This window comes from Stenotrophomonas sp., from assembly GCF_059505245.1.
This window is the reverse complement of the sequence record NZ_JCACKF010000016.1, coordinates 67844-86020: the sequence shown is the minus strand read 5'-3', so window position 1 is coordinate 86020 and position 18177 is coordinate 67844. Positions and strand designations below refer to the sequence as shown.

Annotated in this window: 16 protein-coding genes; 10 read left to right on the top strand and 6 right to left on the bottom strand. The window is 66.9% G+C overall.

All coding sequences use genetic code 11. From position 1 onward, the window contains the following. Positions 1–41: 41 nt before the first annotated feature. The 5 genes from AC5JLE_RS06870 to AC5JLE_RS06850 all read right to left on the bottom strand — a co-directional run bounded on the left by AC5JLE_RS06870 (position 42) and on the right by AC5JLE_RS06850 (position 6737). On the bottom strand, positions 42–3251 hold the full coding sequence (locus tag AC5JLE_RS06870) for an efflux RND transporter permease subunit (RefSeq protein ID WP_049442091.1): 3210 nt from the start codon (positions 3249–3251) through the stop codon (positions 42–44). Positions 3252–3261: 10 nt separating this feature from the next. After that, positions 3262–4467 (bottom strand): efflux RND transporter periplasmic adaptor subunit, encoded by a 1206-nt coding sequence (locus AC5JLE_RS06865; RefSeq protein ID WP_049407166.1) that lies wholly within the window; start codon positions 4465–4467, stop codon positions 3262–3264. After that, positions 4464–5717 (bottom strand): TolC family protein, encoded by a 1254-nt coding sequence (locus AC5JLE_RS06860; RefSeq protein WP_049407169.1) that lies wholly within the window; start codon positions 5715–5717, stop codon positions 4464–4466. Before AC5JLE_RS06860 ends, AC5JLE_RS06865 begins: the two co-directional genes overlap by 4 nt. 56 nt (positions 5718–5773) lie before the next feature. Beyond that, positions 5774–6106, bottom strand: a complete 333-nt coding sequence (locus AC5JLE_RS06855; RefSeq protein ID WP_014648874.1) for a hypothetical protein — start codon at positions 6104–6106, stop codon at positions 5774–5776. Between the two features lie 241 nt (positions 6107–6347). Then, entirely contained in the window at positions 6348–6737 is a 390-nt protein-coding gene (locus tag AC5JLE_RS06850; protein WP_014648873.1) for a RidA family protein, read from the bottom strand. 108 nt (positions 6738–6845) lie between these two features. Between AC5JLE_RS06850 and AC5JLE_RS06845 the strand changes: the two genes are divergently transcribed. Beyond that, positions 6846–7739, top strand: coding sequence for a LysR family transcriptional regulator (locus AC5JLE_RS06845; protein ID WP_075075841.1), 894 nt, complete (start codon positions 6846–6848; stop codon positions 7737–7739). 146 nt (positions 7740–7885) lie between these two features. Then, positions 7886–8395 carry a DNA polymerase III subunit epsilon gene (gene dnaQ / locus AC5JLE_RS06840; RefSeq protein WP_049407177.1) on the top strand — a complete coding sequence of 170 codons (510 nt, stop codon included), beginning with the start codon at positions 7886–7888 and terminating at the stop codon, positions 8393–8395. A gap of 13 nt (positions 8396–8408) precedes the next feature. On the opposite strand, the gene AC5JLE_RS06835 is transcribed toward dnaQ, so the two are convergent. Further along, positions 8409–9623 carry a glycosyltransferase gene (locus tag AC5JLE_RS06835; RefSeq protein WP_496065143.1) on the bottom strand — a complete coding sequence of 405 codons (1215 nt, stop codon included), beginning with the start codon at positions 9621–9623 and terminating at the stop codon, positions 8409–8411. Positions 9624–9904: 281 nt separating this feature from the next. Between AC5JLE_RS06835 and rpmB the strand changes: the two genes are divergently transcribed. From rpmB to uvrD, 8 genes are all read left to right on the top strand, one after another. After that, on the top strand, positions 9905–10141 hold the full coding sequence (rpmB, locus tag AC5JLE_RS06830; protein WP_005411638.1) for a 50S ribosomal protein L28: 237 nt from the start codon (positions 9905–9907) through the stop codon (positions 10139–10141). 10 nt (positions 10142–10151) lie between these two features. Then, positions 10152–10319 carry a 50S ribosomal protein L33 gene (rpmG, locus tag AC5JLE_RS06825; RefSeq protein ID WP_169411268.1) on the top strand — a complete coding sequence of 56 codons (168 nt, stop codon included), beginning with the start codon at positions 10152–10154 and terminating at the stop codon, positions 10317–10319. Between the two features lie 239 nt (positions 10320–10558). Further along, positions 10559–11209, top strand: a complete 651-nt coding sequence (gene darT, locus AC5JLE_RS06820) for a type II toxin-antitoxin system toxin DNA ADP-ribosyl transferase DarT (protein ID WP_134967380.1) — start codon at positions 10559–10561, stop codon at positions 11207–11209. Continuing rightward, complete coding sequence (darG, locus tag AC5JLE_RS06815; RefSeq protein ID WP_197561279.1) at positions 11209–12273, top strand: type II toxin-antitoxin system antitoxin DNA ADP-ribosyl glycohydrolase DarG; 1065 nt, start codon at positions 11209–11211, stop codon at positions 12271–12273. Before darT ends, darG begins: the two co-directional genes overlap by 1 nt. Before the next feature lie 473 nt (positions 12274–12746). After that, entirely contained in the window at positions 12747–13100 is a 354-nt protein-coding gene (locus AC5JLE_RS06810; protein ID WP_262216726.1) for a hypothetical protein, read from the top strand. Further along, positions 13061–14479 carry a cardiolipin synthase gene (gene cls, locus AC5JLE_RS06805; RefSeq protein WP_014648869.1) on the top strand — a complete coding sequence of 473 codons (1419 nt, stop codon included), beginning with the start codon at positions 13061–13063 and terminating at the stop codon, positions 14477–14479. Before AC5JLE_RS06810 ends, cls begins: the two co-directional genes overlap by 40 nt. A 45-nt stretch (positions 14480–14524) precedes the next feature. Further along, the gene (locus tag AC5JLE_RS06800; protein WP_496065142.1) at positions 14525–15946 is read left to right on the top strand and encodes an FAD/NAD(P)-binding protein; all 1422 of its coding nucleotides are present in this window, start codon (positions 14525–14527) and stop codon (positions 15944–15946) included. 9 nt (positions 15947–15955) lie between these two features. After that, entirely contained in the window at positions 15956–18148 is a 2193-nt protein-coding gene (gene uvrD, locus AC5JLE_RS06795; RefSeq protein WP_014648867.1) for a DNA helicase II, read from the top strand. Positions 18149–18177 lie beyond the last annotated feature (29 nt).

The window sequence follows — 18177 nt, the reverse complement described above, 5'->3', positions numbered from 1 at the left end:
GGATCCCTTTCCTGTGGAAAGGGCTCCGACCCCCTCTCGCCTCACCCCACCGGCCGCGGCTTGGCCACCCGTGCTGCGAAGGTCGGCAGCACCAGCAGGGTCAGCACGGTGGCGGTGATCAGGCCACCGATCACCACCGTGGCCAGCGGCTTCTGCACCTCCGCACCGGAACCGCTGGCAATCGCCATCGGGATGAAGCCGACGATCGCCACCAGCGCCGTGGTCAGCACCGCGCGGATGCGGCTCGAGGCACCGTTGATCGCCGCCTGCAGCGGCAGGTCGCCGGCATCCAGGCGTTCGCGGATCGCCTGCATCAGCACCAGGCCGTTCAACGTGGCCACGCCGGAGACGGCGATGAAGCCAACTGCCGCCGATACCGAGAATGGCATGCCTCGCAGCAGCAGCGCGAGGATGCCACCGACCAGCGCCAACGGCACGCAGCTGAACACCAGAATGGCTTCCTTGCCGCTGCGCAGGGCCATGAACAGCAGGCTGCCGATCAGCAGGAACACCACCGGCACCACGGTTGCCAACCGCTTCTCCGCGCGCTGCAGGTTCTCGAACTGACCGCCCCAGGTCAGGTAGGCGCCCGGCGGCAGCGCCACGTCGGCCACCGCAGCCTGCGCCTCGCCGACGAAGCCGCCCAGATCGCGACCGCGCACGTTGGCCTGCACCACCACGCGGCGGCTGCCGTTGTTGCGGCTGATCTGGTTCGGCCCTTCGCTCACGGTAATGCGCGCCACCGACGACAACGGAATCACGAGCCCCGATGGCGTGGCGATCGGCAGCGAGGCCAGCTGGTCCGGATCGTTGCGCGAGGCATCGTCCAGGCGCACCACCACGTTGAAGCGGCGGTCGCCTTCGAAGATCTTGCCGGCCGTGGTACCGCCGATGCCGGTGGACAGCGCATCACTCACATCTGCAGCGCTCAACCCGTACTGTGCCGCCGCCACGTGGTCGATCGCCACGTTGAGCGTGGGCAGGCCGGAGATCTGTTCCACCCGCACGTCGGCCGCGCCATCCACCGCACGCAGCTTCAACGCCACCTGGTCGGCCACCTTCTGCAGCTGGCTGAAGTCATCACCGAAGATCATTACGGCCAGGTCGGTACGCACGCCGGAAATCAGTTCGTTGAAGCGCAGCTCGATCGGCTGGCTGAACTCGAAGCTGTTGCCCAGCTGCTGCCCGGCCAGTTTCTCGAAGCGCGCCACCAGTGCGTCCTTGGCCAGCGTCGGATCGGGCCAGTCCTTGCGTGGCTTCAACACGATCACGCTGTCGGAAATGTTGGTCGGCATCGGGTCGATCGCCGCCTCGGCGGTACCGGTGCGCGAGAACACGGTTTCCACTTCCGGCTGCTTGGCAATCGCCTTTTCCAGCGCCAGCTGCATTGCCAGTGACTGCTCCAGCGAGGTCGATGGCACGCGCAGGGCCTGCATCGCCACGTTGCCTTCATCCAGGGTCGGCATGAACTCGCGGCCCAGCAGCGAGAACGCGCCGATGCCCACCACCACCATCATCACCGCACCGGCCAGCACCGTGCGCGGGTGCGCCACGGCCTTGCGCACCACCGGTTCGATGCGCGCACGCAGCACGCGGATCAGCCTGGTTTCGTGCTCGCCGTCGTCCGCGTGCGCATCGCCGTCCTTCACCTTGGGCTCGCGCACCAGCAGCGCGGCCATCGCCGGCACGAAGGTGAAGGAGAACAGGAAGGCACCGACCAGGGCCAGCATGAACGTGGCCGCCATCGGGTGGAACGTCTTGCCCTCCACGCCCTCCAGCGTGAGGATCGGCGCGAACACCAGCAGGATGATCAGCTGGCCGAAGGCCGCAGGGCGCGCCATCTTAATGGCCGAATCGGCGGCTACGCGCAGGCGTTCCATCGCGGTCAGCGCACGGCCCAGTTCGGCGCGGCGCTGGCCCAGCATCAGCAGTGTCGACTCGACCACGATCACCGCACCGTCCACCAGGATGCCGAAGTCCAGCGCACCCAGGCTCATCAGGTTGCCACTGATGCCGAAGCGGTTCATGCCGATCACTGCGAACAGGAACGACAGCGGAATCACCAGCGCGGTGATCGTTGCCGCACGCAGGTTGCCCAGCAGCAGGAACAGCACCACCACCACCAGCAGCGCGCCCTCGGTGAGGTTCCTGGCGACGGTCTTGATGGTGGAATTGACCAGCACGCTGCGGTCCAGCACCGGTGCCGCCACGATGTCGGCCGGCAGTGACTTGTTTACCTGTTCCAGGCGCGCGGCCGCTGCCTGGGCCACGGTGCGGCTGTTGCCACCGGCAATCATCAGCGCGGTGCCCAGCACGGCTTCATGGCCGTTGCGGCTGGCCGCACCCAGCCGCGGCGCGCGGCTCAGTTCCACCGTGGCCACATCGGCTACGCGTACCACCACGCCATTGCGGGTCGCCACCGGGGCCTGTGCCAGGTCGTCGGTGGTCAGCGCCAGGCCGTCGGCACGTACCACCAGGCCCTCGCCGGCACGCTGTACGAAGCCGGCACCGGCCTGCACGTTGGAACGCTGCAGGGCAGTGACCAGGTCGGCCAGGCCGAGGCCATGCGCGGCCAGTCTGGCGCTGTCCGGATGCACGCCGTATTCCTTGACGTAGCCGCCAACCGTATCGACGCCGGCCAGCCCCGGGCTGGAACGCATCTGCGGCGCGATGATCCAGTCCTGCACGGTGCGCAGGTAGGTCGCACGTTCTTCGGGCGTACGCAGCAGGTTGCCTTCCGGTGTGCGGTAGACCTCGCCGGCCTGCCAGCCCGCTTCATCGGGTTTGGCCAGTTTGGCCGGATCGAACGCGGTGAAGTCCACCGTCCACATCAGCACCTCGCCAAGGCCGGTGGTGACCGGCGACAGCATCGGTGATGCACCATCGGGCAGGTCTTCCGATGCCTCGCGCATGCGTTCGGCCACCTGCTGGCGGGCGAAGTAGATGTCGGTGGCATCGGTGAAGATCGCGGTGACCTGCGAGAAACCATTGCGCGACAGCGAACGCGTGGTGGTCAGGCCGGGGATGCCGGCCAGCGCGGTTTCCAGCGGATAGGTCACCTGCCGCTCGATCTGCTCCGGTGTCAGCGCCGGTGCCACCGTGTTGATCTGTACCTGACGGTTGGTGATGTCCGGCACCGCGTCGATCGGCAGCTTGCCCAGCTGGAACAGGCCCACCGCGGCGATCAACGCGGCCATGAACACCACCAGCCAGCGGTGGCGCACCGCTGTTTCAATGATCAGCTTGAACATGGTCGCCTCCTCAGTGGCCGTGCTCGGCTTCGCCCTTGGCCAGCTCGGCCTTGAGCAGGAAGGCATTGGCACCGACGATGCGCTCGCTGCCGGTCAGCCCAGCGAGGATCTCGATGCGGTCACCGGCACGGCGCCCGGCCAGGACCGGCTGCGCCTTGAAGCCACCTTCGACGGCGACAAACACCGCGCTGCTGCCATCAACGTTCTGCACTGCATCGGCCGGGACGCTGAGCGAACCGTCCCGGCCTTCGGTGACCACCACGGCCGAGACCGGCGAACCGGCCGGCGGCAGCGACGCATCCACCGGGGTGGCGCGGATCACCGCGACGCCGCCCTGCTGGCGCACATCGGCGGCCGAACCGGTGACGGTGGCGGTGAAGCTGCCACCCGGCACGCTCACTTCCAGCGTCATGCCGGGCGTGACCTGTGCGGCCAGCGCCGGCGGTGCGGTGAACACCAGCTCGTTCATTGTCGGGTCGGCGACATCGGCGACTGCACTGCCGGCGGCGACTACACCGCCCGGAGTGACCTGCACGTTGCCGACGATGCCGGCCACCGGGCTGGTGATGCGCACGCGGCCACTGGCATCGGGCGCACCGTTGGCAGCGGCCTGGGCCTGCGCGGCAGCGGCCTGGGCCTGTGCCGCCAGCGACCGTGCGCGCGAGGCTTCCATCTCCTGGCGGGCGACCACGCCCTGGTCGACCAGCGCCTTGTCGCGACCATAGGCCAGGCGCGCGGCCTCGGCTTCGGCCGAGGCGGCCAGCGCATTGGCGCGGAACACCGCCGCTTCGCCGCTGACCACGATCGCCAGTGCCTGGTTCTGCTTCACCGCGGTGCCCGGTGCGACCAGCACGCGTTCGACGCGGCCGGTCACGGTCGACGCCACCGAGGCGCGTGCACCGACCGACGGTTCGACCCGGCCGGACAGGCGCGTGGAGCTACCGCCACCACGACCGACCGCGACCACTTCGATACCGGACGCCTTGATCTGCTCAGGAGTCAGCTGCACGACACCCTCATCGCCATCGGCGGGCGCCTTTGCGGATTCGGCCTTGGCCTCCTTGCTGTCGGCGGCATGGCCGTGGCCATCGTCGGTGCCGGCCTTGGCCGCAGCCGGGTCTTCATTGGCAGGCGTCTGCGCGTTGCCAGCGCAGCCGGCCAGCAGCGCGGCCAGCAGCACGCCGCCGATCAGCGGGAAAGTACGGGAGAGCGTCATGGGACCTCCACAAAAGGTGCGCGCCCTTCAAGGCGGGCAAGATCGATTTCCGCGGCGACGCGCGACAGGCGCGCATCCACGGCGGTGCCGCGGGCGGCGATGAGGGCGCTGCGCGTGCTGCGCAGTTCCAGCTGCGAGATGCGCCCGGCGTCGAAGCCGATGCGGGCCAGGCGATACGCCTCTTCGGCGGCGACCACGCTTTCATCGGCGGCGCGGGTACGGCTGCCGGCGGCCTTCAAACCGGCCACCGCGGAGAGGCGTGCCGCCTCGCTGTCGCGGCGCTGCTGGTCCAGGCGTGCCTCGGCCGCGCGCTGGTCGGCATTGGCGGCGCGTATGCCCCCGCGGTTGCGGTCGAACAGCGGGATGCTGAGGCTGACCCCGAGGTTGTAGGCGCGCTCGCCCCCCTCGCGGAAGCGGGTCTGCGCGGCAGTGACGCTCAGGTCGGGCAGGGCGCGCTTGCGCTCCACGTCGACCAGCTTGCCCGCCGCATCCGCTTCGGCTTCGGCGATGCGCACCGCCAGCGCGGTATCGGTGGCACCGCGTGGCAACGGCGGCGCGCGGTCGAGCAGGCTGTCGCCGATCGACTGCACCGGCGCATCCAGCAGCGCGGCACCGGCCAGGCGGGCCAGCGCGGCATCGCGGAAGGCCTGCGCCTCATCCAGCGCGGCGCTGGCGTTGGCGACTTCGCTCTGCGCCTGCACGGCGCGCAGCTGCGGCTCGCGGCCCTGCTTGACCATCGCGTTGACCGCGTTGGCGTCAGCGCGGGTGAGGCTCAGTGCTTCTTCGGCCAGGGTGTAGCGGCGCAGTGCACTTTCCGCCTGTGCATAGACCACCGCCAGCTGGCTGGCCACGTCGCTGCGGCTTTGGGCACCACGCAGGTTGGCGGCCTGTGCCTCGGCACGGGCGGCACGGACACGCGCGCCACGCTGGCCCCAGACCTCCAGCGGCTGGGACAGGGTGAGCACGGTATCGGCCTTGCCCATGCCGCCATAGGAGCCGGTGCCCCAGGCGTTTTCGGCGGAGTAAGAGAGGGAAGGGTTGGGCAACGCACGGGCCTGGTCGGCGCGCGCGTCGGCGGCCTCGGCCAGCGCCGCACCGACGCGGGTGCCGGGCAGCTGGTCCAGGCGTTCAAGCAGGGTGTCGTAGGAAGGGGCGGCTTGCGCCATCACCGATGCCGCCGGGGCCAGGCCCAGCAACACGGCGACGACCCGCCCGGCCGCACGCAGCGGCCGACGTGTCAGGGTCGACATGAAGAATTTCCGGATGTGAGGGGAACCGAAGCCCGCGAATGCGGGACGCGCTCAACTCACGCCCGGGGAGGACGCGTCAGTTCATCCTGGGCGACCGCATAGGTCGCCGCGTCGCCGGCATTCATCCAGCGCGCCGGAAGCGGCGCACCGAAGGCGGCGAAGGTACTGGCCGGCAGGCTCAGATTGGAGTGGTGGCAGTGGTTGTGGCCACAGGCACCGACGTGCTTGCCGTCGGCATCGCCATCGGCATCCGGTGCGGACTCCACATGCACCGTGCTGGCATGCGGTTCCACCGTGCAGGCCAGCGCGTCGGCCACCGGCACGACCACGAATGCCGCCATCAGCAGCATCAGCAGGGTCGAACGGAGGTGGCGGGTGATCCAGCGCATGGACGGCAGGCTAGCAAGCGGTTTTCGCCGGATACAATATCAATGGACGCTTCGGGAATTCGTCGGAATCTCCCGTTCAGCTGGGCCGGGCGCGGGGTCGGATCCCTTTCCTCCGGAAAGGGCTCTGACCCCATCACATCGTTCGGGTGCGCCGCGCACATGTGCTCTGGTAGGTGTCGACCTTGGTCGACACGCTTTTCGACCCCACCGCGTTGCCGGCCAGCGGCCGGCACTACCCGTGTCACGGCAGCTTCGCGATCACCTTGATCTCGAACTGGAACCCATACAGCCAGGTCACGCCGATACCGGTCAGGGTCGGGTGCGGCGCCTCGCCCCAATACTCCGGCACGATTGCCCAGGCCTTCTCAAAGTTCTTCTCTGGATCGACCAGGAACACGGTCACGTCGATCACGTCATCGAACGTGCAGCCGGCAGCAGCCAACACCGCATTGAGATTCTCGAAAGCGCGGCGCACCTGCGTTTCGAAGTCTGGCTCGGGCGAGCCGTCCTCACGGCTGCCGACCTGGCCGGATACGAACAGGAAGCCGTTGGAACGGATCGCAGGCGAGTAGCGGTTGCGCTCGTACAGGGCCTGGCGGCCGGCGGGGAAAACGACATCACGCTGTGACATGGGGAAGATCCCGTGGGAGAGAACGCCATCCTCCCCGTCAGCGCTGTCTGGATAAACCGCGATGATCGGCCTAGATTGATTGTCAATTCCAAACAATCATGGCCCGCCATGGACCGTTTCGAGGCGATGCGGGCCTTTGCCCGGGTGGTGGAAACCGGCAGCTTCACCCGCGCCGCGCAGACCCTGCAGATCAGCCGCACCACGGCCACCCAGCTGGTGCAGCAGCTGGAGGCGCACCTGCGGCTGCGCCTGCTTAACCGCACCACGCGCCGGGTCAGTGTGACCGCTGACGGCGCGGCCTACTACCCGCGCATCGCCCGCCTGCTGGCCGAGCTGGAAGAGGTGGAAGGCGGGCTGGGTGACGCGGCCAGCCAGCCGCGCGGACGCCTGCGCGTGGATGTGCCCGGGCCGTACGCGCGGCTGCGGCTGGTGCCGGCGTTGCCGGATTTCCAGGCGCGCTACCCGGAGATCCAGCTGGACATCGGCGTGAGTGACCGCGAGGTCGATGTCATCGCCGACAACGTCGACTGCGTGATCCGGGGTGGCACCCCGGCCGACCCGGCGCTGGTGGCGCGGCCGCTGGCGGCGCTGCCGATCGGCTTCCACGCCAGCCCCGGCTATGTGCAGCGTTTCGGGTTGCCGACCGATCCGCGCGCGCTGCAAGGGCCCGATCACCACATGGTCGGCTTCCTCAGCCCGCGCAGTGGCCGCGCACGCGTGTTCGTTGCACAGCGCGGTGATGAACGCGTTGAGGTGCAGGGCCGCTATACGGTCGGCTTCGATGATGGAAACGCCTATCTGGCCGCTGCGTTGGCGGGGTTGGGCGTGGTGGCGCTGCCCAGCTACATGGCCGAGCCGCACGTGGCGCGCGGCGAGCTGTTGCCGGTGTTGCCGGACTGGCAGCTGCCGCCGATGCCGATGCATGTGATGTTCCCGCCGAACCGGCACATGAGCCAGCGGCTGCGGGTGTTCATCGATTGGGTGGTGGAGGCGTTGGGTTGATCGCGCGCGCGCATCTGTAGAGCCGAGCCCACGCTCGGCTGCTTCTGGCATCACCAAGCCCGCGCTACGCGCGCCAGCCGAGCGTGGGCCCGGCTCTACCGGCATGCGAAAATCACCACCGCACGCAACAGAACACATCGCCACGCATGAGTCGCATCGTCGCACTGGATACCGAAACCACCGGCATCTCCCACCGCCTGGGGCACCGGGTGATCGAAATCGGTGCCGTCGAACTGATCGATGGCCAGCTCACCGGCCGCCAGTTCCACACCTACCTGCAGCCGCAGCGCAGGGTCGACTGGGGTGCACAGCGCGTGCACGGCATCAGTGATGCGATGCTGGTGGGCAAGCCACTGTTTTCCAGCAAGGCCGCCGAACTGCTGGACTTCCTGCGCGGCAGCGAGATGGTCGCGCACAACGCCACCTTCGATGTGGGCTTCCTGGACAACGAGCTGCGTCTGTCCGGTATTCCCGGCACGCTGGCCCAGCATTGCCGCATCACCTGCAGCCTGAAGCTGGCGCGCGGGCGCTGGCCGGGCCAAGGCAACAAGCTGGATGATGTGCTGCAGCGCCTGCGCATTCCCAGCCAGCGCGGCCTGCACGGCGCGCTCAAGGATGCCCATCTGCTGGCGCAGGTGATTTCGCACCTGCGCTGAGGCCTGGCCGCTGTTACACCGGCCGTAACCAGCGCTCGATCATCGCCACGCCACAGGCCACCCCGTCCTCATGGCCCATCGCCACGCCCAGGGTCGCCGCGCGTGCGCGTGTTGCGTCGGTTTCAACGAAGGTGATGGCTGCCGCCAGCGTTGCTGCATCCAGTCGCTTCGGTGACAACGGTGCCGGTGCCACGCCCAACCGATACAGGCGATCGGCCCAGAAGAACTGATCCGCGGCGAACGGCATCACCAGCGAGGGAATGCCGGCGCGGCTGGCCGAATGCGTGGTGCCGCTGCCACCATGGTGGATGGCGAGTGCGCAATGCGGGAACAGTGCTTCGTGTGGCGTCGGGCCGAGCACGAACACATCTGCTGGCAGCGCACCCGTCGGCAATCCGGCCCACCCTGGAAACAGCAGCACCCGGCGCGGTGCCAGCGCCTGCAGCAGGGCCGGCAGTACGCGCTCGCGATCGAATCCGGTCATGCTGCCAAAGCCCAGATAGACCGGCGGCGGCCCGGCATCGAGGAAGGCCTGCAGATCGGCCGGCGGCGTCCAGGGCGCATCAGGAAGCCGCCATTGGCCACAGGCGATGTGGTCGGCCGGCCAGTCCGCCGGTGGCGGCAGCAGCTGCGGCGAGATGCCATAGAGCATCGGCAGGTCGGACCACAGCGCGCGACGCGGCGATTGCCCCAGTTGCTGGCGTGCCGCGTTGATCGGCCGACGGAACTGGCGCCAGATCAGGCCGTTGACCCACCCGTAGCTGGCCCGGTTCAACCAGCCCGGCGAGCGTCCGGGTGGCAGGAACGGAGAGCGGAAGGCTCGCGTCGGGGTCAGCGGAATCATGCCGGTGCCGATGACCGGCAGACCCCGACGTTCGCCCACGCTCATGCCGACAAGGGCCGCCAGTCCGCCGGTCAGAATCGCATCGCAGCCTTCGGCGGCGGCATCGGCCTGGCGCATCCAGCCGCTGACATGCTGCAGCGCCATCCGTGCCAGACCGGTACTGGCGGCGGCAACACCGTTGCCCCGCGAGACAAGGGCGACCACTTCGTCATGGATGTCACCCTCATGGGCCGCGTGGGGCACATCCAGGGCCTGCGCGCTGCCCAGGGTGCCGCCATCGGCCAGCAGTGTCACCGCGTGGCCTGCGCTGATCAGCCCATGGCAGAGCATGGCCAGCGGACGCGTATCGCCTTCGGTTTCGTAGGTCAGGGCCAGCAGCCGCATGGAAAGCTCCGCAGTGATCCGGGCCAGTATGCCGGTTGGCGAAGTCTCCCCGGCCCCGCCGGTCCAGTCCCCGCCTGTGGGTAACTTGCGCAAGTGCTTGAACCCGTGCATAATGCGCGGCTCGCTGTGTCCGGTTTTCTACCGGGCGGCGCCCCCGGGAGCACGTCCCCGGCCGCCCAACGCCAGCGTAACCCTTTGATTCTCTTGACGTGTGGTGGGCAACCATCGAGGCCGCCGTCGCCCGGGCTACGGGCTGACAACTACTACTATCGAGGTGCGCAATGTCCCGCGTATGCCAGGTTTCCGGCAAGCGAGTGCAGACGGGTAACAACGTCTCGCACGCCAACAACAAGACCCGTCGTCGTTTCCTGCCGAATCTGCACGAGCGCCGTTTCTGGGTGGCCAGCGAGAACCGCTGGGTCAAGCTTCGTGTTTCCGCGCATGCACTGCGCACCATCGACAAGAACGGCATCGATTCCGTTCTGGCTGAGCTGCGTGCGCGCGGCGAAAAGGTCTGAGGAGTAAAGCATCATGGCAGGCAAGCGCGATAAGGTCCGTATGATTTCCTCGGCCGGTACCGGCCACTTCTACACGACCGACAAGAACAAGAAGAACACCCCGGGGAAGATGGAATTCCTGAAGTACGATCCGGTCGTGCGCAAGCACGTCCTGTACAAGGAAGGCAAGATCAAGTAATCCGCAAGGATTGCTGATCCCCGAAAAGACCCGCCATGCATGGCGGGTCTTTTTTTGTTGGAGTGGGGCTAGGCAGAATGGACTGCCCTCTTGGCTGGGGGCACAGTAGGTCGTAGGGTGGGGCATAGGAGGGCGAGCAGACGAGCGTAGCCCGTGGCATTAAGCCAAGCCTCCCATTGTTCCGGTGGGGAAGAGCTGGTCTTGCGCCTCTGCCAGCTCGTCGTGATTTGAGATGGTCAATGGCCGCGCTCTACTCAAAGCTGAACCCGAAAAAGGCCCTGGTGTGGAGGATCATTCACCGGGACAACGTGCCGTGGGTGCTCGAACACGGGCTGCATTGCGGGAATGACGACGTCAAGGCACCCAACTGGGTAAGCATTGGAAATTCGGAGTTGATCGATAAGCGCTCGACCCATCCGGTTCCGGCGGGGCCGGGCGGCTTTCTCAATGACTACGTGCCGTTCTACTTCACACCGTTTTCCCCCATGTTGCGCAACATCTCGAGCGGGAGAGGTGGTGTTCAGAGGCGCTCCAATGATGAAATCGTTATCCTGGTTTCCAGCCTCCACCACATTGCAGAGCTGGGACATTCCTTTCTGTTTACGGATAGCCATGCGTACTATCAATGGGCGAATTTCTACACAGACTTGGACGACCTCGGAAGAATTGATTGGCCGTTGCTCCAAGCTCGTGACTTCCGCCGGGATCCAGATGATCCGGCAAAATTCGAACGCTATCAGGCCGAGGCTCTCGTGCACCGTCACCTTCCCGTAACCGGTTTGCTCGGAATCATTTGCTACACCGAGGCGTTGAAGGAGAAGCTTGAGCTTCAGGTCAATGCTTGCAACGTCGATCTGCGTGTCTTTGCTCGCACACAGTGGTACTTCTGATGATCAAGTTCACACAAGGTAACCTGCTCGAGGCCAATGCCGAAGCATTGGTGAATACCGTGAATACGGTTGGCGTCATGGGCAAGGGAATTGCTCTTATGTTCAAAGAGCGATTTGCGGAGAACTACCGTCTCTACTCGGCAGCTTGTAAGGCCAACGAGGTGCGGGTTGGTCGGATGTTCGTCACCGAAGTTCGTGAGTTGGATGGGCCGCGTTGGATTGTCAATTTCCCAACGAAACAGCACTGGCGAGGTAATTCGCGAATCGAATGGATCGCCGAAGGACTTCGTGATCTTAGGCGATTTCTAATAGAGAGCGCGGTGACTTCCATTGCTATACCCCCACTTGGGGCTGGCAATGGTGGCCTTGATTGGTCGGTCGTCCGCGATCTGATAGAAGGCGAGCTGGGCGATCTCAATGCCGAAGTGATCGTGTTTGAACCAACTGCCAAGTATCAGAACGTCGCTAAGCGTAGTGGTGTAGAGAAGCTCACTCCAGCTCGCGCTCTAATTGCTGAACTTGTACGGCGCTACTGGGTCCTTGGCATGGAATGCAGCCTTTTGGAGATCCAGAAACTTGCATGGTTCCTCGAGCGAAACATCGAGAAAAAAGGGCTCTCTCCGCTCGACCTACGTTTCGCAGCGCACAAGTATGGTCCATATGCGGACCGGCTGCGCCACCTGCTGGATGGTCTTGACGGGAGCTATCTGCATTGCGACAAGCGCATCAGTGATGCGGATCCATTTGACGTGATTTGGTTTGATGACAGTCGAAAGCAATTCGTCCAAACATATATTCGAACTGAGGCGAAGGAGTACCTCCCAGCACTGGAGGCGACGGCCGATCTGATCGATGGGTTTGAATCTCCATTCGGCATGGAGCTGCTGGCCACTGTGGACTGGCTTCTCGTCAAGGATGGATCCGAACCGACAGTGGACTCTGTTCGTGAAGGGCTGAGACATTGGCGTGGGGGGCAGGAGGCTGCGCAGCGAAAGGATCGTCTGTTTGATGATCGATCAATTTCCATCGCGTTGAATCAGCTGTGCTTGGTCGATTGCCACTAGGGGAGGAAGTTCCAATTGCTCGTCGCCGAGAGGCTCATGTCTTTTCGGAGCGTTGACGTATCCGACTTCTATCGCCCTCACGACGCCGCGGTTCAATCCCAATCGAAGATGCGCAGAGTGTCGCTTGTGGCGAGTCCAGGCGAACCCCGGGCCGAATGCGATAAGTGATTGTGCCTACCGGTTCCGGCACTTCGCGCGTTCCAAATCGATTGGAACGACATGCCCTGCCGTGCCCATGATGGCAAGCCGCTGCAGTTGCAGCGGTCGGGCTTGCAATCCCGTCGAATCGGTAGTCAGTAAACTCGCCCGCCGTTGCCGGAAAAACTCCGCCGACGGCGGGCGACCCATCTGCCTCTACGGCGGACGGTGCGTGGGGGCCTCGCGCCCGCCGGTTTGGTGACTACCGTTCCCGGTATTGCAACCACGCATCGTCCGCCACCTTCACGGTGGCCAGATCCGTTGAAGGAGGTTGCATGAACACCCCATCACACCGGCAGGACCTGGAACTGGGCTGGCTGCGCCTGCAGCGCATGCTGCAAGGCATCGAGGGCATGGCGCTGCTGCTGTGCGACCACCATCTGGCACTGGCCAACGGCGCGCCGTCGCCGCTGCCGGAGGCGCAGCTGGAGCGGGCCGCACAGGCGATCGCCTGCATGGCGCTCAACGGCCGCCGCCATGCCGACGCGGTGCGGCGGCTGTGCGGTCGGACCGGAAGGCCGTCGAGCGCGGCTCGACTCCACAAGGGCCGGTGGGCAGAATGGCCCATCACCTCCCGACGGGCGACACGATGCTGTTCGAGTGGTTGCTGGGTTCGTACCTGCTGCTGATCGACTGGCTGATCCGGCTGGTTGCACTGTGCTGGATCCCCACCCGCACCACGCCGGGGGCGGCGCGTAGCTGGCTGCTGCTGGTCGGCTTCGTGCCGCTGCTGGGCCTGCCGCTGTACCTGCTGTTCGGCCACCCATGGCTGTCGCGCGAGCGCATCCGCCGCCAGGCCGAGGCCTCGCAGGTCATCCGCGAGGAACAGGCGCTGCAGCATCGCCTGCGCTGGACACCGCAGCCGGACACCGCCAGCGCTGAGATCGTGCCGCTGGTGCAGCGCCAGGGCGACTTCATGCCGGTGCACGGCAACGCCGTCGATCTGCTGACCGACTACGACGAATCACTGCACACGCTGATCGCCGACATCGACCAGGCCGAAGACCGCGTGCACCTGCTGTACTACCTGATGTTCGACGACGCGGTGGGCGAGGCGATCGTCGAGGCCCTGCAGCGTGCGGCTGCACGTGGCGTGCAGTGCCGCGTGCTGCTCGACGCGGTGGGCGCCAAGCGCGGCCTGCGTGCCTATCGCAAGCGCCTGCAGGCGCGCGACATCGAAGTGCGCGCGATGCTGCCCGGTGGCCTGCGCTGGCGCCGCAGCGGGCGCATGGACCTGCGCAACCATCGCAAGATCGCGGTGATCGACAACGAAGTGGCCTATGTCGGTTCGCAGAACCTGGCCGGCCCGCAGTTCGTGCCTGGCCACCCGAACCGCGAGCTGGTGGCGCGCGTGCGCGGCCCGGCGGTGGCGCATCTGGAAGCGGTGTTCGCCAGCGACTGGTACATGGAAACCGGCCAGCGCCTGGACGTGATCGCCGATGTGCCCGAGTGCAGCGACGACATCGCCACCCAGTTGCTGCCCAGCGGCCCCGCCTATCCCTACAGCAACGCACGCGATGCGGTGGCGGCGCTGATCCACCTGGCGCGGCGCCGGCTGGTGATGGTCACCCCGTATTTCGTGCCCGACGAAGCCACGCTCAGCGCCTTGCGCATTGCGGCCTTGTCCGGCGTGCAGGTGCAGCTGATCCTGTCGGCCAGCAACAACCAGCGGCTGACGTCGTGGGCGCAGGAGGCCTACTACGACGAGCTGCTGCGCTGTGGCGTGCGCATCGCGCTGTACGAGCCGCAGTTCCTGCATGCCAAGCACATGAGCGTGGACGAGGACATCGCCGTGCTCGGCTCGATCAACATGGACATCCGCTCGTTCGCGCTGAATGCCGAAATCGGCCTGGTCTGCTACGACCGTGCGCTGGTGCAGCAGCTGTGCGCGATCGAGGATGGCTACCTGCGCGAGTCGCGGCAGCTGGACCTGCAGCAGTGGCGCAGCCGTCCCACGTGGCGGCGCAGCCGCGAAGGCATCGCACGGCTGGCCGATGCGTTGATGTGAAACGGCGGCAACCGCCCGCTTCGGCAATCCGGCCCGTCATCGCCGATGGCCTACAATCGGCGCATGACTGATTCACCGCGTAATGGCGAACTGGACCTGGCAATCATCGGTGGTGGTGCGGCCGGGGTGCTGGTGGCGATCCAGGTGTTGCGCCAGGCCCAGGCGCCGCTGGCGCTGGCCATCTTCGAACCGGCTTCGCAGCTGGCGCAGGGCATCGCCTATGCCACGCCGTGGCCGGAGCACCTGCTGAACGTGCCGGCGGCGAAGATGAGTGCGTTTGCCGACCAGCCCGGCGATTTCCTCGACTACCTGATGGCCGCCAACGCCTACCCGGGCGAGGCGCGCGAGGTGCTGGGCGAGCGTTATGTGTGCCGCCACTACTTTGCAGCGTACCTGCAGCAGCGCCTGCAGGAGGCCGCCGCGGCCAGCCCGGCACAGCTGCAGGTGATCGTGCAGCCGGTACTGGGCCTGCAGCCGGATGACCACGGCTACCAGCTGGCACTCGGCGATGGCCAGACGCTGCACGCCGCACAGGCAGTGCTCGCCACCGGCAACAGCATGCGGCCGCTGCCGGTAGCCGGTGCCGAGGCACTGCCCGCCGATGACGTGATCGAGGCCTGGGACTACGACGGCGTACGCACCCTGGCCGGTGAGCAGGCCGTGGCCATCGTCGGCTCCGGCCTGAGCATGGCCGACACCGTGCTGGCGCTGGTTGCTGCCGGCCACACCGGCCCGCTGCACGTGATCTCGCGCCATGGGCTGCTGCCGTTGCCGCATGCGCATGGCGGCCTGCCCTCGTTCGACCCGGCTGCGCTGCTGCCGATGAGCCTGCGCCAGCGCCTGCGCGCGTTGCGCGGGTTCGCGCGCCAGGCGCAGGCCGATGGTCTGCCGTGGCAGGGGGTGACGGACCGCATTCGTCCGCACGGGCAGGCACTGTGGTGCAGCCTCGACGCGGCCGACCAGCGCCGCTTCCTGCGCCATGTGGTGCGCTACTGGGACGTGCATCGCCACCGCATCGCCGAAGAGGTCGACGCACAGCTGCAGGCGCTGATCGAAAGCGGCCAACTGCGTATTCACCGGTCCCGCCTGCAACGCGTCGGCCGCGAAGGCGAAGCGCTGCGGCTTTCTGGCCGCGCTCCGTCTGGCAATGAACAGCACTGGACGATCGGCGGCGTGATCAACGCCACCGGCGTGGAAACCCGCGCCAGCGCGCTGCGCAATCCCTTGCTGCAGCAGCTGCAGAGCGATGGCCTGGCCCGCCCCGGCCCGCACGGGCTGGGTCTGGACAGCACGGTGCCGGGCGACCGCCTGCGTGCCGCCGGTGGCCAGCCGCAGGCGCGGCTGGGCGTACTCGGCAGCCTGCGCATCGGCAGCCTGTGGGAAAGCCTGGCGGTGCCTGAACTGCGTCAGCAGGCGCAGGCACTGGCCACCCAGGTGGTCGCAGGAGCCGCGACGGCGATGCCGTAAAATGGGGGCATGGATGTCTCCCACCTGCTTGATGGCCTGAACCCGGCCCAGCGCGAAGCCGTCTCCGCTCCCCCCGGTCACCACCTGGTGCTGGCCGGTGCCGGTTCCGGCAAGACCCGCGTACTCACCCACCGCATCGCCTGGCTGCATGAAGTCGATGGCGTGCCGACCCACGGCATTTTCGCGGTGACCTTCACCAACAAGGCGGCTGGCGAAATGCGCCACCGCATCGATGCCCAGCTGCCCCATGGCAGCCGTGGCATGTGGATCGGTACCTTCCACGGCCTGGCCAACCGCCTGCTGCGCCTGCACTGGCAGGACGCGAAGCTGCCCGAAGGCTTCCAGGTGATGGATTCGGACGACCAGCTGCGGCTGGTCAAGCGCGTGGTGCAGGCGCTGGAGCTGGACGACGGCAAGTACCCGCCCAAGCAGATCGCGTGGTGGATCAACGCGCAGAAGGACGAGGGCCGCCGCCCGCAGCACATCCAGCCCGAACCGCACGACGCGTGGCTGGAAACCATGCGCCAGGCCTACATCGAGTACCAGGCGCGCTGCGACCGCGCCGGCCTGGTCGACTTCGCCGAGCTGCTGCTGCGCGCGCACGAACTGCTGCGCGACAACCCGGCGCTGCTGTCGCACTACCGCGCCCGCTTCCGCGAGATCCTGGTGGACGAGTTCCAGGACACCAACGCCATCCAGTACGCCTTCGTGCGCGTGCTGGCCGGTGATTCCGGCCACGTGTTCGTGGTCGGCGACGACGACCAGGCCATCTACGGCTGGCGCGGCGCCAAGGTCGAGAACGTGCAGGGCTTCCTGCGCGATTTCCCGGGCGCGCAGACCATCCGCCTGGAGCAGAACTACCGCTCCACCGCCAACATCCTCGGCGCTGCCAACGCGGTGATCGCGCACAACCCGGATCGCATCGGCAAGCAGCTGTGGACCGACAGCGGTGACGGCGAGCCGATCGACCTGTACGCCGCGTACAACGAGATGGACGAGGCGCGCTACATCGTCGAGCGCGCCCGCCAGTGGGTGCGCGACGGTGGCAGCTACACCGAAGTGGCCGTGCTCTACCGCAGCAACGCGCAGTCGCGCGCGCTGGAAGAAGCGCTGCTGAGCGAGCAGGTGCCGTACCGCGTGTATGGCGGCATGCGCTTCTTCGAGCGTGCCGAAATCAAGGACGCACTGGCCTACCTGCGCCTGCTGTCCAACCGCAACGATGACGCCGCGTTCGAGCGCGCGGTCAACACCCCCACCCGGGGCATCGGCGACCGCACGCTGGACGAAGTGCGCCGCGAGGCGCGCGCGCAGGGTATCTCGCTGTGGGAGGCAACGATGCTGGTCACCCAGGGCAACGCGCTGGCCGCACGTGCGCGCAATGCGCTGGCCGGCTTCCTGGGGCTGGTCAACGAGCTGCAGGCGCAGACCGTGCACATGACCCTGGCCGAGCGCGTGGACCACGTGCTGGCCCGCTCGCAGCTGCGCGAGCACTGGAGCAAGGAAAGCCGCAATGCGCTGGACTCGGAGTCGCGCACCGACAACCTCGACGAACTGGTCTCGGTGGCCTCGCGCTTCGTGCGCCGGGCCGACGACATCGAGGAAGTGGGCGAGGACATGGACGAGCTGGTCGCGTTCCTGGCCTATGCCGCGCTGGAGGCCGGTGAGGGCCAGGCGCAGGCAGGCGAAGAGGGCGTGCAGCTGATGACCCTGCACTCGGCCAAGGGCCTGGAATTCCCGCTGGTGTTCCTGGCCGGCCTGGAAGAAGGCCTGTTCCCCAGCGCACGCTCGCTGGAGGAAAGCGGGCGGCTGGAAGAAGAGCGCCGCCTGGCCTATGTCGGCATCACCCGCGCGCGCCAGAAGCTGGTGCTGAGCTATGCCGAATCGCGCCGCATCCATGGCCAGGACAACTACAGCCTGCCATCGCGTTTCCTGCGCGAGATCCCGCGCGAGCTGCTGCACGAAGTGCGCCCCAAGGTGCAGGTCTCGCGGCCGGCCTCGATGGGCGCCAGCCGGGTGATGGGCCATGCCTCGATCGAGGCGCCGCCGGTCAAGCTCGGCGCGCTGGTCACCCATCCCAAATTCGGCGAAGGCATGGTGACCGACTACGAAGGCAGCGGCGCGCACGCCCGCGTGCAGGTCGAGTTCGCCGACGCCGGCAGCAAGTGGCTGGTGATGGCGTATGCCAACCTGACGGTGATCTGATCACCGCCGCGGGGTCGGATCCCTCCCGC

What these genes read in the sequence shown, in the direction of transcription:
- AC5JLE_RS06870 (WP_049442091.1), bottom strand. Translation starts at nt 3,251, where the DNA reads ATGTTCAAGCTGATCATTGAAACAGCGGTGCGCCACCGCTGGCTGGTG.
- AC5JLE_RS06865 (WP_049407166.1), bottom strand. Translation starts at nt 4,467, where the DNA reads ATGACGCTCTCCCGTACTTTCCCGCTGATCGGCGGCGTGCTGCTGGCC.
- AC5JLE_RS06860 (WP_049407169.1), bottom strand. Translation starts at nt 5,717, where the DNA reads ATGTCGACCCTGACACGTCGGCCGCTGCGTGCGGCCGGGCGGGTCGTC.
- AC5JLE_RS06855 (WP_014648874.1), bottom strand. Translation starts at nt 6,106, where the DNA reads ATGCGCTGGATCACCCGCCACCTCCGTTCGACCCTGCTGATGCTGCTG.
- AC5JLE_RS06850 (WP_014648873.1), bottom strand. Translation starts at nt 6,737, where the DNA reads ATGTCACAGCGTGATGTCGTTTTCCCCGCCGGCCGCCAGGCCCTGTAC.
- AC5JLE_RS06845 (WP_075075841.1), top strand. Translation starts at nt 6,846, where the DNA reads ATGGACCGTTTCGAGGCGATGCGGGCCTTTGCCCGGGTGGTGGAAACC.
- dnaQ (WP_049407177.1), top strand. Translation starts at nt 7,886, where the DNA reads ATGAGTCGCATCGTCGCACTGGATACCGAAACCACCGGCATCTCCCAC.
- AC5JLE_RS06835 (WP_496065143.1), bottom strand. Translation starts at nt 9,623, where the DNA reads ATGCGGCTGCTGGCCCTGACCTACGAAACCGAAGGCGATACGCGTCCG.
- rpmB (WP_005411638.1), top strand. Translation starts at nt 9,905, where the DNA reads ATGTCCCGCGTATGCCAGGTTTCCGGCAAGCGAGTGCAGACGGGTAAC.
- darT (WP_134967380.1), top strand. Translation starts at nt 10,559, where the DNA reads ATGGCCGCGCTCTACTCAAAGCTGAACCCGAAAAAGGCCCTGGTGTGG.
- darG (WP_197561279.1), top strand. Translation starts at nt 11,209, where the DNA reads ATGATCAAGTTCACACAAGGTAACCTGCTCGAGGCCAATGCCGAAGCA.
- AC5JLE_RS06810 (WP_262216726.1), top strand. Translation starts at nt 12,747, where the DNA reads ATGAACACCCCATCACACCGGCAGGACCTGGAACTGGGCTGGCTGCGC.
- cls (WP_014648869.1), top strand. Translation starts at nt 13,061, where the DNA reads ATGCTGTTCGAGTGGTTGCTGGGTTCGTACCTGCTGCTGATCGACTGG.
- AC5JLE_RS06800 (WP_496065142.1), top strand. Translation starts at nt 14,525, where the DNA reads ATGGCCTACAATCGGCGCATGACTGATTCACCGCGTAATGGCGAACTG.
- uvrD (WP_014648867.1), top strand. Translation starts at nt 15,956, where the DNA reads ATGGATGTCTCCCACCTGCTTGATGGCCTGAACCCGGCCCAGCGCGAA.